This window comes from Sulfitobacter sabulilitoris (genome assembly GCF_005887615.1).
GTDB lineage: Bacteria > Pseudomonadota > Alphaproteobacteria > Rhodobacterales > Rhodobacteraceae > Sulfitobacter_E > Sulfitobacter_E sabulilitoris.
The window spans coordinates 284,994-300,228 of sequence record NZ_VANS01000001.1 but is presented as its reverse complement, the minus strand read 5'-3'; the positions used below and the strand labels follow the sequence as shown (position 1 = coordinate 300,228).

Here is a 15,235-nt window from a genome sequence, read left to right as displayed (position 1 = left end):
CCTCTGCTCAGTCGAGCGCCGCCGCAGCATGGATCGGCCCCGTGCCGCTTGCCTGCAGCAACACCGCCACCGGCGCATCGCCGGGTGCCTGCGCCGTCAGGGTCAGCGCCTCGCGTCCGTCCCATTTTCCCACCATCGTCAGCCCTTGGGTGACGTTGGCATAGGTGATGGTCTTGCCCGCGTTCTCGCCCCTGCTGATCCGGCTTTCGCGTTCGGGTGTATAGCGAAGCATCATCACGTCCATCGGCCCCACGGTCGGATCAAGCCGCCGCGCATCGATCGTGATCGTATCCCCGCTGCGGGTCAGGGCGACGGTCGCGCGGGGCGCATTCGCCTTGTGCGCGGCGATCGCCTCCATCAGCTTCATCGGCTTGGCGCCGACGATGTCGGTCTTTCCGTTCACGATCATCTGCGGGGTGTAGATCGACCGGCGCCCCGCCACGCGCGCATAGGCGCGTTGCCGCTCGGCATGGGCGGGGTCGGCGAATTCGTCCTTCCAGCCGATATAGTCCCAGTAATCCACATGCAACGCGAGCGCGATCACATCGTCCCGCTTGGCCAGTTCATGCAGGATCTCATCCGCCGGCGGACAGGACGAACAGCCCTGCGAGGTAAAGAGTTCGACCACGACCGGCGAGCCTTGCGCAAAGGCGGGTGCGGCAGTCAACCATAGTGCCGCGAAGGCGAGAACCAGTCTTTTCATGTCATTCCGCTGCTGTTTCATTTCGGGGCGTGGTTCCTAGGTACTCTCGCGGTCCTGAAATAACCAATCAAGGTTTCTTGAGACCTGCGCGACCAAACTGTGCCTCAGCGCACGTTCCGCCGGAATGTGGTGCGGTCGTGCGCGCAACTCGGTACACAATGGTATACAAAATGACGCAGAACCCGGGATTTGAGTTGATCCGCGACCCGTCCTGATGCATTGAGCAGGCAATACCTTTCCCAACACCCATTCACATCCAAGGGAGCCCCGAATGCCCATTTCAGTTGGTCACGATACGTCCAAGACCCGCAAGACCCTCACGGTCGGCGACCAGAGCGTCGCCTATTATTCCATCGCCGCCGCCGAAGAGGCCGGGCTTGGCGATTTCTCCAAGCTGCCCGCCGCGCTGAAGGTCGTGCTTGAGAACATGCTGCGGTTCGAGGACGGCAACACCGTCACCACCGACGACATCAAGGCCTTTGCCGAATGGGCGACGAAGGGCGGCAAGAACCCGCGCGAGATCGCCTACCGTCCCGCGCGCGTACTTTTGCAGGACTTCACCGGCGTGCCGGCGGTCGTCGACCTGGCCGCGATGCGCGATGCGATCATCAACCTTGGCGGAGACGCGGATAAAATCAACCCGCTCAACCCCGTTGACCTGGTCATCGACCACTCGGTCATGATCGACGAATTCGGCAATCCGCGCGCGTTCCAGATGAACGTCGACCGCGAATACGAACGCAACATGGAGCGGTATACCTTCCTCAAGTGGGGCCAAAAGGCATTCCGCAACTTCCGCGTGGTGCCGCCCGGCACCGGCATCTGCCACCAGGTCAACCTCGAATACCTCAGCCAGACGGTCTGGACCGATACCGACCAGAACGGCCATGAGGTCGCCTATCCCGATACGCTGGTGGGCACAGACAGCCACACCACGATGGTCAACGGCGCGGCCGTTCTGGGCTGGGGCGTTGGCGGCATCGAGGCCGAGGCCGCGATGCTGGGCCAGCCGATTTCCATGCTGATCCCCGAGGTCGTGGGCTTTGAGCTGACCGGCCAGATGGTCGAGGGCACGACAGGCACCGACCTGGTTCTGAAAGTCGTCGAGATGCTGCGCCAGAAAGGCGTCGTCGGCAAATTCGTGGAATTCTTCGGCACCGGTCTGGACAACCTGCCGCTGGCCGACCGCGCAACCATTGCCAACATGGCGCCGGAATACGGCGCGACCTGCGGCTTTTTCCCGATCGACGCGGAAACCCTGCGCTATCTGCGCAACACCGGCAGGGACGAGGACCGCATCGCCCTGGTCGAGGCCTATGCCCGCGAGAACGGTTTTTGGCGGGGCGCGGATTATGCGCCGGTCTATACCGATACGCTGCATCTCGACATGGGCACCATCGTGCCCGCGATTTCCGGCCCCAAGCGCCCGCAGGACTATATCGCGCTGACCTCGGCGCACACGGCCTTTGCGGAGTACATCGAAGGCGTGCGGTCCGGCGAGGATGCCTCGCCCACCGCCGAAATCCGCTGGGAAGGCGAAGGCGGCCACCCCGAGCCGGAGGATATCCCCGGCGACGAAGGCCACCACAAGCGGGGCTACGTGCCCACCGATGACGGCCACTACCAGTTGCACGACGGCTCCATCGTGATCGCCTCGATCACATCGTGCACCAACACTTCGAACCCTTACGTGATGATCGGTGCGGGCCTCGTGGCGCGCAAGGCGCGCGAGCTGGGCCTGACGCGCAAGCCCTGGGTCAAGACATCGCTCGCCCCCGGAAGCCAGGTCGTGTCCGCCTATCTCGAGGCCGCGGGCCTGCAAGAGGATCTGGACGCCATCGGCTTCAACCTCGTCGGCTACGGCTGCACCACCTGCATCGGCAACTCCGGCCCGCTGGAGCCCGCGATTTCCAAGGCGATCAACGACTACGACCTGATCGGCACCAGCGTCCTGTCGGGCAACCGCAACTTCGAAGGCCGGATCAGCCCGGACGTGCGCGCCAACTACCTCGCCTCGCCGCCGCTGGTCGTGGCCTATGCGCTTGTGGGCGACATGAACGTCGATCTGGCCAACGGCGTGTTGGGCCAGGACAAGAACGGCAACGATGTCTATCTCAAGGACATCTGGCCATCGAGCAAGGAAATCTCGGATCTTGTGGACAAGACCGTGACACGCGAAAGCTTCCAAGAGAAATATGCCGACGTCTTCAAGGGCGACGATAAGTGGCAGGACGTCGAGACCACGGACAGCAAGACCTACAACTGGCCGCCGACCTCGACCTACGTGCAGAACCCGCCCTATTTCAAGGACATGGGCTCCGAGCCGGGCACGATCTCCAACATCGAGGGCGCGCGCGTCCTGGCGGTGCTGGGCGACATGATCACCACCGACCACATTAGCCCGGCAGGATCTTTCAAGGACAGCACCCCCGCCGGTCAGTACCTGATCGAACGCCAGGTGCCGGTGCGCGAGTTCAACTCCTACGGATCGCGCCGCGGCAACCACGAAGTCATGATGCGCGGCACCTTCGCCAACATCCGGATCAAGAACGAGATGCTGGACGGTGTCGAGGGCGGTTATACCAAGGGTCCCGACGGCAAGCAGACCTCGATCTACGAGGCGGCAATGGCCTATCAGGATCAGGGCACGCCCCTGGTGATCTTCGGCGGCGAACAATACGGCGCGGGCTCCAGCCGCGACTGGGCGGCCAAGGGCACGGCACTGCTGGGCGTGAAGGCCGTCATCGCCGAGAACTTCGAGCGGATTCACCGGTCGAACCTGGTTGGCATGGGGGTGATCCCGTTCGAATTCACCGGCGGCGACACGCGCAAATCCCTGGGGCTGACCGGTGAGGAAAGCGTGAACATCAAGGGCCTCGACAGCATCAAGCCGCTGCAGGAAGTTCCCTGCGAGATCACCATGGCCGACGGATCGGTCAAGGAGATCATGCTGAAATGCCGGATCGATACCGCGATCGAGATCGAATACATCGAACACGGCGGCGTGTTGCACTACGTGCTGCGCAACCTGGCCAAGGCGGCCTAGCACGCCGCACCACGCGACAACGGCAAAAGGCCCCGGACCTTGCGTTCGGGGCCTTTTCGCGTCGGGCTCCGCCCCCGGGCGACCCCGCGACCGCAATCAAGCCGGTCTCGACCCCGTGAAATTTGCCACATTCCCTGTTCATGCGCGCACAGGGATGCATGAAAACACCAGGGCCGCGCGGAATTGCAACATTTTCTGTCCAAGCCGCCGCCGCGATCCTGCGGGATATTGCGCCGACGGCATCGTCACACCGGGCGGCTTCACCCTAGGTCAAAAGCCGGGTTTTCCTTTTGACGCCCAGTTGTTAGGCACAGCGCAAATTTTAATCAAAAAGGAGCTATACCATGCTGAACGCCCTTTCGCGCCCGATGGTGCGCATCGTGGATCGGTATCTGCCCGATCCCTTCGTCTTTGTCATTGTCCTCACGCTGATCGCGGGGGTCGCCGCGGGGCTGGTGCAGGGCACCTCGCCCCTGCAGGTGGTCGATATGTGGGGCAACGGCTTCTGGTCGTTGCTGACCTTTTCGATGCAGATGCTGCTGGTGCTCGTGACCGGCTACATGATGGCCTCGACCCCGCTGGTGCGGCGCGGGTTGGCGGCGCTGGCGGGGCTTGCCTCCAGCGCCGGCGGGGCGATCCTGCTGGTCAGCGTGGTGTCGCTGGCCGCCAGTTGGATCAACTGGGGGTTCGGTCTCGTGGTCGGCGCGCTTTTCGCCAAGGAACTGGCGCGGCTGGTGCGGGTGGATTACCGCCTGCTGGTGGCGTCGGCCTATTCCGGTTTCATCGTCTGGCACGGCGGTCTTGCGGGCAGCGTGCCGCTGTCGATCGCGACCGAAGGCCATCCCTTCGAGGCGATCACCGGGATCATCCCCACGTCGCAGACGATCTTTTCGCCCTTCAACCTCGCGATCGTGGTGGCGTTGTTCATCGCGGTGCCGCTGATCAACCGCGCGATGATGCCGCGCGAGGAGGACAGCGTCTATATCGACCCAAAGCTGCTGGCCGAGGAAAAGGACGACCGCGACCCCACGGGCACGCCGGCGGACCGGATCGAAACCAGCCCCGCGCTTTCGATGCTGATCGGCGCGGCGGGCGCGGCATGGCTGCTGCAATATTTCCTCGCCGGCGGGGGGCTGTCGCTCAACGTCATCAACTTTGCCTTCCTGACCCTGGCGATCCTGCTGCACGGCACGCCGCGCAACCTGCTCAATTCGCTGAACCAGGCGGTCAAGGGCGGCGCGGGCATCGTGATCCAGTTTCCGTTCTACGCGGGTATCATGGCGATCATGGTCGACAGCGGCCTCGCAGCGACCGTGTCGCAGGGGTTGATCGGCTTTGCCAGCGACGCCAGCCTGCCGTTCTGGTCCTTCATCTCGGCCGGGGTGGTCAACTTCTTTGTGCCGTCGGGTGGCGGGCAATGGGCGGTTCAGGCCCCCGTGATCCTGCCCGCGGCAGAAGCCCTGGGCACCGATCTTGCGCGGGTGTCGATGGCGGTGGCCTGGGGCGATGCCTGGACCAACATGGTGCAGCCCTTCTGGGCGCTGCCCATCCTCGGCATCGCGGGGTTGCGCGCCAAGGACATCATGGGCTTTTGCATGGTGCACCTGATCCTGTCGGGCGCGATCATTGCGCTCGGGCTCAGTTTCCTGTGACCGCGACAGGGCGCGCGCGGCGGCGCGCGCCCTACTCCGCGCCCTGCGCGGCTTCGAGCGCGGGAACGAAACGCTGTCGGTAATCGCTGCCGACCAGCGGCCCGGCAAAGCGGAACAGCACCGTGCCATCGCGGCCCAGAATGAAGGTCTCGGGCGGGGCGGTCACGCCCCAGTCGATGGCGGTGCGGCCCCTGGGGTCGAACGCCACGCCCGCAAACGGGTTGCCGTCGTCCACAAGATAGCTGGTCGCCGGGCCTTGGGTATCCTTGAAATTCACGCCGATGATGCGCACCCCCGCCGCCTGCATCTCGAGCAGTTTGGGGTGCTCGGCACGACAGGGCGGGCACCAGCTGGCCCAGAAATTCACCAGCGTCACCTCTCCGCCGCCGATCATGTCGGGCGTGACCGGCGGGAAATCCGCCAGCGGCGTGGCGGCAATGGCCGGGGCCGCCTGCCCCACCAGCGTCGAGGGAAGATCGTCGGGATTGTCGCGGAACATGCCGAAGGCGGCCAGCGCGACGAACCCCGCGAAGATCAGCGGCGGCGCGATCATCAGCGGTGAAATCTTAGCCACGTCGCTTGCTCCGCGTCTCGACCTCGGCCAGATCCGCGCGCGCGCGGCGGCCCCGCCGCAGCGTCAACAGCACCAGCGCCGCCAGCAGCACCAGCGACGCGCCGTAGGCCGACAGCACGGCGGCCGCGTATTTCCCCAGATCGGGCATCATGTCCGCACCTCCCGCGCCCGCAGCGCCCGCGCGCGGCGTATCCTGATCTCGGTGCCGGTGCGGTACAGCACGAGGGCCAGAAACAACAGCACAAAGCCCGCGATCGCCAGCAACAGCGGTTGGTAAAACACATCCGCCACGTTCTTTTCCTTGTCCAGCGACAGCGACGCCCCCTGGTGCAGACCCTGGTTCCAGAAGTTGACCGCATAGCGCGACAGCACGGCAAAGACCGACCCCACCAGACACAGGACCGACGTCAGGTCGGCCGCGGTATCGGGATCCTCGATCGCCTCCCACAGCGCGACATAGCCCAGATAGAACAGGAACAGGATCAGAAACGACGTCAGCCGCGGATCCCATGCCCACCAGGTGCCCCACATCGGCTGACCCCAGATCGCCCCGGTGACGAGCGCGATCAGCGTCATCACGACGCCCACCGGCGCTGCCGCCTTGGCCGCCAGCGCGCTGACGTGATGGCGGCGGACAAGCCAGATGATCGAGGCCACCAGCATCATGAACCACGCGTTGATCGCCATCAGGGCCGACGGCACGTGCAGGTAGATGATCTTGACCGTCGATCCCTGGCGGTAATCGTCGGGTGTGCCGAAAAAGCCCCAGATCAGCCCGGCCGCCAGGCACAGCGCGGCGCCGACCCACAAGACAGGCAAAAGCCGCTCGCTCAGCGACAGGAATTTGACGGGGTTTGCATATTGCCAGAGAGACATGGCGATTACCTAATATGTTGTCGGGGGGCGCTCAATGGGCAAAAGACCGAGATCACCGCAAGTTCACCCGCAGGACCGCCGCACTGGCGAAGGGCATCAGCGCAATCACCCCGGCGGTGATCCCCGCCAGCATCAGCAGCGGCGTCGTGGGGTCGAGCCCGGTGGCGCCGCGGCGGGCGGCCTCGGCCCCGAAGATCAGCGTCGGCACGTAAAGCGGCAGGACCAGAAGCGACATCAGCAAGCCGCCCCGCTTGATCCCGACCGTCAGCGCCGCACCGAAGGTGCCGATCACCGACAGTGCGGGCGTGCCAAGCGCCAGCGACCCGACCAACCACGCATAGCCATCGCCCCCGAGATTGAGCAGCACCCCCAGCACCGGGGCGGCCAGCACCAGCGGCAGGCCGGTGGTGATCCAATGTGCCAGCGCCTTGACGCTCAGCGCCGCTTCCAGCGGCAGCGGGGCGGTGGCCAGCAGATCCAGCGTGCCATCCTCGAAATCCAGCGCCAGCAGGCGATCGAGCGACAGCAGGCAGGCCAGCAAGGCGCCAAGCCACAACACCCCCGGCGCGATGGTCGACAAGAGCGCCTCTTGCGGGCCGACGCTGAACGGAACCAGCACGGTGACGATGAGAAAAAACGCAAGCCCGAGGCCAAATCCCCCGCCGGCACGGAACGCGAGCGTCAGATCGCGGATCAGAAGCGCGTTCACAGGAAGGCCTCGTCGCTGGCCCCGGCACGGGTGTCATGGGTCGCGCGAAAGGGCGTCACATCAAGCATCGCGGCATCGAGGCCAAGCTCGATATGCGTGGCGATCAGCGCCGCCCCCCCCTGCGCCAGATGGGCGCGCACCGCATCCGCAAACAGCGCGACGGCCCCGGTGTCCAGCGACACGGTGGGTTCGTCCAGCATCCAGACCGGCCGCCCGGTGACCAGCAGGCGCGCCAGGCCCAGGCGGCGTTTCTGTCCCGCCGACAGGGTGCCCGCAAGCCTGTTGCGCAGGTCGTGCAGATCGAAGGCTTGCACCGCCGCGTCGATCTCGCGACGGCCAAAGACACGCGCCCAGAAGATCAGGTTTTCCGCCACGCTCAACATCGACTTCAGCCCGTCGGAATGCGCGGCATAGGCGATGCGGTCCTCGGCCCCGGCGATGGTGCCCGACAGCGGTGGCTGCAACCCCGCCAGCGTCCGCAGCAGCGTGGTTTTGCCCGATCCGTTGGGCCCGCGCAAGATCAGCGCCTGTCCGGGGTCCAGTCGCAGCGTGACGCCGGTCAGCACCGGCACGCCGCCGCGCGCCACGGCCAGGTCGGTCACGATCAGCGGCACGCGCGGGCCGTCAGACCGGGATCAGGGCCAGCGCGATGCGCCGCCCTTCGCTCAGTAGAACATTGTAGGTCCGGCAGGCCGCCGGGCTGGCCATCACCTCGACGCCGATCCCGGCGTCTTCCAGCGTGCTGCGCAAATCGTCGGGGATATGCGCGATCTCGGGTCCGGTGCCGACGAACAGCACGTCGATCTGGCCCGCCAGATCCAGCAGCGCCGCCGTGTCGTCATAGCCGCCCCATGTCCCGGTGCCTTTGGGGCCCGCGATCACCGCGCCGCGGATCACCTGACCGCCGATGCGGAAAAAGCCGGGGCCGTAGCCTTCGACGGGTTTGGCGTCGGTAAAGACAACTTCGTTCAGGCGCATGTCGGTCTTCCTAGTCCCAGAGGGGCAGGCCAAGCACGATGGCCGCCGCGATGATGCAATAGGCACAGTTGCGATATAAGGTTTCGCGCGCGGGATCAAACAGGCCCTGCCCGATCCGCGCGCCCAGACCGTAGGGAACCAGCAGCACCAGCCCCAGCGCGACCGCCTCGGGCGACAGGATGCCCTGCAAGGCCATGAACGGCAGCAACAGCAAGCTGGTCACGGTCAGAAAGACCAGCGTGTTGGCCCGGCTGCGCGCGACGGTATCGCCGCCGCTGAGCTGGAACAGGATGACGATGGGCCCCAACAGCCCGGTCGCCCCGCCCAGAAACCCGGTGCCAAGACCAACGCCCGCGCGCGTCATGCGGCCCGGTCGCGTGGAATAGCGCCACCCGGTCATCAGCGCCAGCAGCGTCACCGCCACCACGATCAGCAGCCCCCAGCGCAGGGTCGCCACATCGGTGGTGCGCAGCACCCAGATGCCCAGCGGGGCGGTCAGAGTGGCGCAGCCGATCATCCAGAGCGTGGCGGGCCGGTCGGCCTGCGCCCAGGCGCGCGGCACGACGGTCACCAGCGATGCCAGCGCAGAAACCGAAAAGGCGGCGACGGCCACCTCGACGGGGACAAAGACACTGGCCACCGGCATGAATACGAGCGCCGCGCCAAAGCCCGCAAAGCCATAGACGATTCCGGCCACCAGCGTGATGGCGACGACCCAGACCAGCCCCGGAAGGGCGAGAGTCTGGGCGGCGATGTCAGGCATCGACGTTCGCGAACTGATTGCCGGCATTCGCGTCGGGCTTGGACCAGTCGCGCTTGACGCCGAGGTACAGCAAAATCGCGGTCGCCACGAAAACGGTGGAATACGTGCCCACGATCACGCCCCAGATCATCGCAAAGACGAACCCGCGGATCACGTCTCCGCCCAGGATGAACAGCGCGATCAGCGCGATCAGCGTCGTGACCGAGGTCATGAACGTCCGGCTGAGGGTTTCGTTGATCGAAATATTCAGAACCTCCTTGAGGTCCTTCTTCTTGAACTTGCGCAGGTTTTCCCGGACCCGGTCAAAGACCACGACCGTGTCGTTCAGCGAATAGCCGACGATGGTCAACAGGGCCGCGATGATCGCCAGGTCGAACTTGATCTGCACCTCGGAGAAGACGCCGATGGTCAGCACAACATCATGGACCAGCGCCAGCACCGCGCCCAGGGCGAACTGCCATTCGAACCGCAGCCAGATATAGATCAGCACCGCCCCGATCGCCAGAAGGACGGCGATGGCCGCCGTCTGGATCAATTCGCCCGACACCTTCGGGCCGACCGATTCCACCGAGATGAACTTGAGGTCGGGCCGGACCGATACCAGCGCCTCCTGCAGGGCGGCGACCGTCTCTGCCGATACCGATTCCTGATCGTCCTGTGCCTGGATACGGATCATCGACACGTTCTGATCGGGGCCGAAGGTCGGATCGAACACCTCGGTGATCGTGATGTCGCCAAGGCCAAGCGGATCCAGCACACCGCGATATTCGCCGATATCCACCGGCCGCGGGCTTTCGGTGCGGATCGTGGTGCCGCCGCGAAAGTCGATGCCGTAGTTCAGCCCCTGCACGAGGAAGGAGATCATCGCCACCACCATCATCAGGCCGGAAATGCCCAGCCAGATCTTCCAGCGGCTGAAGAAATCAAAGCTCGTGTTCTGTTTGACCAGTCGCAGACGCATCTCAGACCTCGATTGTTTTGGGGCGGCGCGCCCGGAACCACATGACGATCAAGAGCCGTGTGACGTAGATTGCGGTGAAGACCGACGTGACGATGCCAAAGCCCAGCGTGATGGCGAAGCCGCGCACCGGGCCAGAGCCCATGACAAACAGGATCACGGCCGTGATCAGCGTGGTGATGTTGGCGTCGATGATCGCGCTCAGCGCCTTTTCATAACCCAGCTCGATCGCGCGCGCCGGCCCCTTGGCGGTGTGCAGTTCTTCGCGGATCCTCTCGAACACCAGCACGTTGGCATCGACCGCCATGCCGACGGTCAGCACGATCCCCGCGATGCCCGGCAGCGTCAGCGTCGCGCCGACAAGGCTCAGGAGGCCGAAGATCAGCCCGATGTTGATCACCAGCGCGACATTGGCGAACAACCCGAACAGCCCGTAGCTGACAAGCATGAACACCAGTACCGCGATGGAGGCGACGATCGTGGCGACCTTGCCCGCGTCGATGCTGTCCTGGCCAAGTTCGGGTCCGATGGTGCGCTCCTCGAGGAACTCCAGCCCCGCAGGCAGGGCGCCCGCGCGCAGCAAGATGGCCAGGTTGGTGCTTTCGGCCAGGTCGAAGTTGCCGGTGATGATGCCCGACCCGCCGGGAATATGGCTTTGGATGACCGGCGCGCTGACGACCTCGTCGTCAAGCACGATGGCAAAGGGGCTGCCGATGTTTTCCGCCGTGTAATTGCCGAACTTGCGCGCGCCCGAGGTGTTGAAGCGGAACGACACCGCGGGCCGCCCGTTCTGATCGTAGGAGGGCTGCGCATCCACCAGCTCCTCGCCCGTCACGACGGGGGCGGATTCGATGGTGTAATAGACACCCGGATCATCCAGCGAGGGCACGATCTTGTTGCCGATGCCGGGGGCGGCGTCGGGGTCGGTGCCGCGCGTGACCACGGGGTTGAATGTCAGCTGCGCGGTGGTGCCGATGATCGCCTTCAGCTCTGAGGCGGAGCCGATGCCGGGCACCTGGATCAGAATTCGGTCCGCGCCCTGGCGCTGGATCGTCGGCTCGCGGGTGCCGACCTCGTCGATGCGGCGGCGGATGATTTCGAGGCTTTGCTGCACGGTGCGCTCGTCGCTGGCGAGTTTCTCGGCCTCCGACAGGGTCACGACGATCTCGTCGTCTTCGCCGCGTACCTCGATGTCGTTGGCACCCACGCCGGTCAGCGTCTGCACGGGCCGCGCAAGCCCGCGGACGACGTCCAGCGCGCGTTCCATCCCCTCGGGTTGGCTGATGCGGATGCGGATCTCGTCGGGGGCGGAGGGTTGCAGGCGGATGGTGCCGATGGTCGCGCGCTCGGGGCGCAGGGCATCGCGAATTTCGGGCCATGCGGCCTCCATGCGGCTGGCATAGACATCCGCGACCTTGACCTCGGCCAGCAGATGCGCACCGCCGCGCAGGTCCAGCCCGAGATTCACCAGCCCCGACGGCATCCAGTCTGGCCACCGGCTCAGCTGCGCCTCAAGCTCGGGCGTGGATCCCGCCACGGCGATGGCGGCGGCGGCATCGTTGTGCTGCTCGACCCTGGTGTAGAAGGCATTGGGCAACGCCAGCCAAAGGCCCACCGCGCAGGTCAGCCAGATCGCAACCCGTTTCCAAAGATCAAATTGCAGCATGAAACCGCCTTTTTCAGATGGGTGTGACGGCGCGTTTACTTGGCCGGTTCGGTCTTGGACACGACGGTGGCGATGGTCGACTGCACGACGCGCACCTTGACACCCTCGGCGATCTCGACCTCGATCTCGCCGTCATCCTTGACCTTGGCCACCTTGCCGATCAGCCCGCCCTGGGTGACCACCTGATCGCCGCGGCGCAGGCCCTGCACCATCGCGGCATGTTCCTTCGCCTTTTTCTGCTGGGGGCGGATCAACAGGAAATACATGATCGCGAAGATCAGGATAAGGGGCACGAACTGGCCAATGGCTTCCATGGGATATGTCCTTTTTTAACCAAGCGGGCGGGTGCCCGAATTTTGGCAGAACCTATGGCCGCGCGGGGACGGACGCAAGGTGGAAAGGCCGTGAATCGGGAGGACACGAAGCCACAGGTCGGTGATCGTACGCAGGTTGCAGTACAGGCACGCGGGTGATCCGTATTTTTCAGACACTCCCGGACAGCGCAGTGTTGTCGGTCGCCGTCATTTCCGCTCCCGACCGGTTCCTGGAGCACTCCGACGGTTGGTCTGCCTTCATCACCGCATGCCGCGCCTTGCAGCGCCCCATCGGGCACAAACCGCCCAGCCCGATGTGATGGCGCGCGCCGCGCGTGTAGCACCTTGCGCCCGCCGCCAAATCCCCCCTTTTCCTGTCGGGGCCGATCGGGCATATCTCCCCCCACACTTCCGCGCCTGACAAAAGGACCGCCCCCATGCATGACATCCGCGCCATCCGCGAAAACCCCACCGCCTTTGATGCCGCACTTGCGCGCCGGGGCGATGCGCCGGTGTCCTCCGACATCCTCGCGCTGGACGAGGCGCGGCGCGCCAAGATCGCGGCGGCAGAGACCGCGCAGGCCGAGCAGAACAAGGCTTCCAAGCTGGTGGGGGCGGCCAAGGCCAAGGGCGACGAGGCCGAATTCGAACGGCTGCGCGCATTGGTGAGTGACAAGAAGGCCGAAGTCGCCGCGATGCAGGCCCAGGCCAAGACGCTGGACGCGGAACTGACCGACATGCTGGCGCGCATCGCCAACCTGCCCGCCGACGACGTTCCCGACGGCGCGGACGAGTCCGACAACGTCGAGGTCAACCGCTGGGGCGATGTGCCCGGCTTCGACTTCACCCCAAAGGAACACTACGAGATCGCGGGCGTCGCCCCCTCGATGGATTTCGATACCGCCGCCAAGATCTCGGGGGCGCGCTTTGTGCTGCTGTCGGGCGCTGTGGCGCGGATCCACCGGGCGCTGGCGCAATTCATGCTCGACACCCACGTCGATGAAAACGGCCTGACCGAAACCAATCCGCCGGTGCTGGTGCGCGACGAGGCGATGTATGGCACCGACAAACTGCCCAAATTCGGCGAGGACAGCTATCGCACGACGAACGGCTGGTGGCTTGTGCCCACCTCCGAAGTGCCGCTGACCTATATCGCGGCGGATCATGTGATCGAGGAAAGCTACCTGCCGCGCCGCTATGCCGCGCATACCCTGTGCTTTCGGTCAGAGGCCGGATCGGCGGGCCGCGACACCTCCGGAATGCTGCGCCAGCACCAGTTCGAGAAGGTCGAGATGGTCAGCGTGACCCACCCCGATCATTCCGACGACGAACAAAAGCGCATGCTGCGCTGCGCCGAAGATATCCTCGAGCGGCTGGGCATCGCCTATCGCACCGTGATCCTGTGTACCGGCGACATGGGGTTCGGCGCGCGCCGCACCTATGACATCGAAGCCTGGCTGCCCGGCCAGAACGCCTATCGCGAGATCAGCTCGGTCTCGACCACCGGCGATTTCCAGGCGCGGCGCATGAATGCCCGGTTCAAACCCGCCGATGGCGGCAAGCCGCAGTTCGTTCACACGCTCAACGGGTCGGGGCTGGCCGTGGGGCGCTGCCTGATCGCGGTGCTCGAGAACGGTCAGAAGGCCGATGGATCGGTGCTGCTGCCCGATGTGCTGGCGCCCTACCTTGGCGGCAAGACGCTACTGAGTGCCGATGGCGCGCTGATCTGAGGCGCGGGTATCAGGTGAACAGGTCGCGCATCAGGTTGCGCAGGCTGCCGGGCCGGTAGGATGCGTCGGCCTGCGTCCGGGCCCGCGCCGTCGGATGCAGGTCGATGTCGTGGCCCGGACCGTCGCGCCACCGCAACAGCCCGTGCGCAACACGGTAGAAAAGGCTGGGGTCGTCGATCTCGGGCGCCGGGGCCAGCGGGTCGATGTCGGCATCCAGCAGGCGCGCACCGGGCGCGAGCGTCAGCCCCGCTTCGCGCGCGCCGTCGTGCACCCAGTCGAGCGTGATCGCCGACAGCCCCCGCGCGGCCCCGCTGCCGCCGGCGATGCCGTGATCACCGACGAACCACACCTGCTGATAGGGGCGCGTCGGCCCCCTGTCCCCGGCGTTCAGCCCCGGCCCGTCGCGTGATGCCTCGAGGTTGTCCCACAGCGCGGGCGCATAGAACACCCGTCGCTCGTCGAGCGCCACGGCATGGCGCGCGGCCTCGACCAGATGCGACAGGTTGGTATCGTGGAAGGTGTAGCGCGCATTCCAGATCGCGGCGATTGGGCCCAGAAGCGTCTCGGGAATGCCCAGCGATCCCACCGTGTCCCAGATGCCGAGGTAGGTGATGCGCACCAGGTGGCTGTCGTCCTCGGGATTTTCGCGCAACCGCTCCTCGACATCCTGTTGCGAGGTCGCGTAGCCGGGCGACAATTTCTTGCGGGCTTTGCGGATATGCCCGGCGTCGGGCGCATTCCCCGGCCCCGCCCTGCGATAGAGCCGGAACGCCCTGCGCAGGTTGGCGGGCGTGGGATCGGCCAGGATACCCGCCTTGCGGATCATCCCGGCAAGCGACCGCGCGGTATAGGCGCCGCGCGAAAAGCCGAAGATCAGGATCTTGTCGCCGGGTTGGTACGCAGTCGCCAACGCCATGTAGGCCAGCTTGATATTGTCGTTGAGACCCCAGCCAAAGGCGCCGCCCCCGATCTTGTGGATCAGCTTGCCGAGAAACCCGCGCACCGCGCCGCCCGTTCCGACCCCCGGCAGATAGAGCGCGCTTTGCCCGTCGTGTTGCGCGGTGGCCGCATAGAGGCGGTACACATGGGTGGGTTGCGGGATCGTCGGGCTGTTCCACGTCCCGTCGCAGAAAATCGCGATGACTGCCATTTGCCGAAACCCCGGATAGGTCTAAATGAATGATATAGAATGGTGCAACTTTAACGGGTTGCCCGACAATGTAAATCCGCGTGGCCATCCTGCGTCCCGCCCTTGCCCCCATCAGG

Annotated in this window: 15 protein-coding genes; 3 read left to right on the top strand and 12 right to left on the bottom strand. The window is 65.3% G+C overall.

Features of this window, described 5'->3' with window-relative positions:
- Nucleotides 1-7: 7 nt before the first annotated feature.
- On the bottom strand, nucleotides 8-703 hold the full coding sequence (locus FDT80_RS01340; RefSeq protein ID WP_138660444.1) for a DUF1223 domain-containing protein: 696 nt from the start codon (nucleotides 701-703) through the stop codon (nucleotides 8-10).
- A 271-nt stretch (nucleotides 704-974) separates the two neighbouring features.
- Here FDT80_RS01340 and acnA point away from each other — a divergent pair, with 271 nt between their 5' ends.
- Together acnA and FDT80_RS01330 are read left to right on the top strand one after the other, a co-directional pair.
- Nucleotides 975-3,749: an aconitate hydratase AcnA gene (acnA, locus tag FDT80_RS01335; protein WP_138660443.1), complete on the top strand. Its 2,775-nt coding sequence runs from the start codon at nucleotides 975-977 to the stop codon at nucleotides 3,747-3,749.
- A 344-nt stretch (nucleotides 3,750-4,093) separates the two neighbouring features.
- Nucleotides 4,094-5,401: a short-chain fatty acid transporter gene (locus tag FDT80_RS01330; RefSeq protein WP_138660442.1), complete on the top strand. Its 1,308-nt coding sequence runs from the start codon at nucleotides 4,094-4,096 to the stop codon at nucleotides 5,399-5,401.
- A gap of 31 nt (nucleotides 5,402-5,432) precedes the next feature.
- On the opposite strand, the gene FDT80_RS01325 is transcribed toward FDT80_RS01330, so the two are convergent.
- From FDT80_RS01325 to yajC, 10 genes are read right to left on the bottom strand one after another with little or no spacing between them, the layout of a single operon-like run.
- Complete coding sequence (locus FDT80_RS01325) at nucleotides 5,433-5,975, bottom strand: DsbE family thiol:disulfide interchange protein (protein WP_246039792.1); 543 nt, start codon at nucleotides 5,973-5,975, stop codon at nucleotides 5,433-5,435.
- Nucleotides 5,968-6,123 (bottom strand): heme exporter protein CcmD, encoded by a 156-nt coding sequence (ccmD, locus tag FDT80_RS01320; protein WP_138661741.1) that lies wholly within the window; start codon nucleotides 6,121-6,123, stop codon nucleotides 5,968-5,970. Before ccmD ends, FDT80_RS01325 begins: the two co-directional genes overlap by 8 nt.
- On the bottom strand, nucleotides 6,123-6,851 hold the full coding sequence (locus FDT80_RS01315; protein WP_138660441.1) for a heme ABC transporter permease: 729 nt from the start codon (nucleotides 6,849-6,851) through the stop codon (nucleotides 6,123-6,125). Before FDT80_RS01315 ends, ccmD begins: the two co-directional genes overlap by 1 nt.
- 52 nt (nucleotides 6,852-6,903) lie before the next feature.
- Nucleotides 6,904-7,560, bottom strand: a complete 657-nt coding sequence (gene ccmB, locus FDT80_RS01310) for a heme exporter protein CcmB (RefSeq protein ID WP_138660440.1) — start codon at nucleotides 7,558-7,560, stop codon at nucleotides 6,904-6,906.
- Complete coding sequence (ccmA, locus tag FDT80_RS01305) at nucleotides 7,557-8,174, bottom strand: heme ABC exporter ATP-binding protein CcmA (RefSeq protein ID WP_138660439.1); 618 nt, start codon at nucleotides 8,172-8,174, stop codon at nucleotides 7,557-7,559. The genes ccmB and ccmA overlap by 4 nt, the downstream gene beginning before the upstream one ends.
- A gap of 10 nt (nucleotides 8,175-8,184) precedes the next feature.
- On the bottom strand, nucleotides 8,185-8,538 hold the full coding sequence (locus FDT80_RS01300) for an Mth938-like domain-containing protein (protein ID WP_138660438.1): 354 nt from the start codon (nucleotides 8,536-8,538) through the stop codon (nucleotides 8,185-8,187).
- A gap of 10 nt (nucleotides 8,539-8,548) precedes the next feature.
- Nucleotides 8,549-9,301 (bottom strand): sulfite exporter TauE/SafE family protein, encoded by a 753-nt coding sequence (locus FDT80_RS01295; protein ID WP_138660437.1) that lies wholly within the window; start codon nucleotides 9,299-9,301, stop codon nucleotides 8,549-8,551.
- Nucleotides 9,294-10,262, bottom strand: coding sequence for a protein translocase subunit SecF (gene secF, locus FDT80_RS01290; RefSeq protein WP_138660436.1), 969 nt, complete (start codon nucleotides 10,260-10,262; stop codon nucleotides 9,294-9,296). The genes FDT80_RS01295 and secF overlap by 8 nt, the downstream gene beginning before the upstream one ends.
- A 1-nt stretch (nucleotide 10,263) precedes the next feature.
- Nucleotides 10,264-11,925, bottom strand: coding sequence for a protein translocase subunit SecD (gene secD, locus FDT80_RS01285; RefSeq protein ID WP_138660435.1), 1,662 nt, complete (start codon nucleotides 11,923-11,925; stop codon nucleotides 10,264-10,266).
- A gap of 35 nt (nucleotides 11,926-11,960) precedes the next feature.
- Nucleotides 11,961-12,239, bottom strand: a complete 279-nt coding sequence (yajC, locus tag FDT80_RS01280; RefSeq protein WP_138660434.1) for a preprotein translocase subunit YajC — start codon at nucleotides 12,237-12,239, stop codon at nucleotides 11,961-11,963.
- Between the two features lie 437 nt (nucleotides 12,240-12,676).
- Between yajC and serS the strand changes: the two genes are divergently transcribed.
- Nucleotides 12,677-13,969, top strand: a complete 1,293-nt coding sequence (gene serS, locus FDT80_RS01275) for a serine--tRNA ligase (protein ID WP_138660433.1) — start codon at nucleotides 12,677-12,679, stop codon at nucleotides 13,967-13,969.
- Between the two features lie 10 nt (nucleotides 13,970-13,979).
- Here serS and FDT80_RS01270 read toward each other — a convergent pair whose 3' ends face one another.
- The gene (locus FDT80_RS01270) at nucleotides 13,980-15,119 is read right to left on the bottom strand and encodes a DUF2235 domain-containing protein (RefSeq protein WP_138660432.1); all 1,140 of its coding nucleotides are present in this window, start codon (nucleotides 15,117-15,119) and stop codon (nucleotides 13,980-13,982) included.
- Between the last annotated feature and the right edge of the window lie 116 nt (nucleotides 15,120-15,235).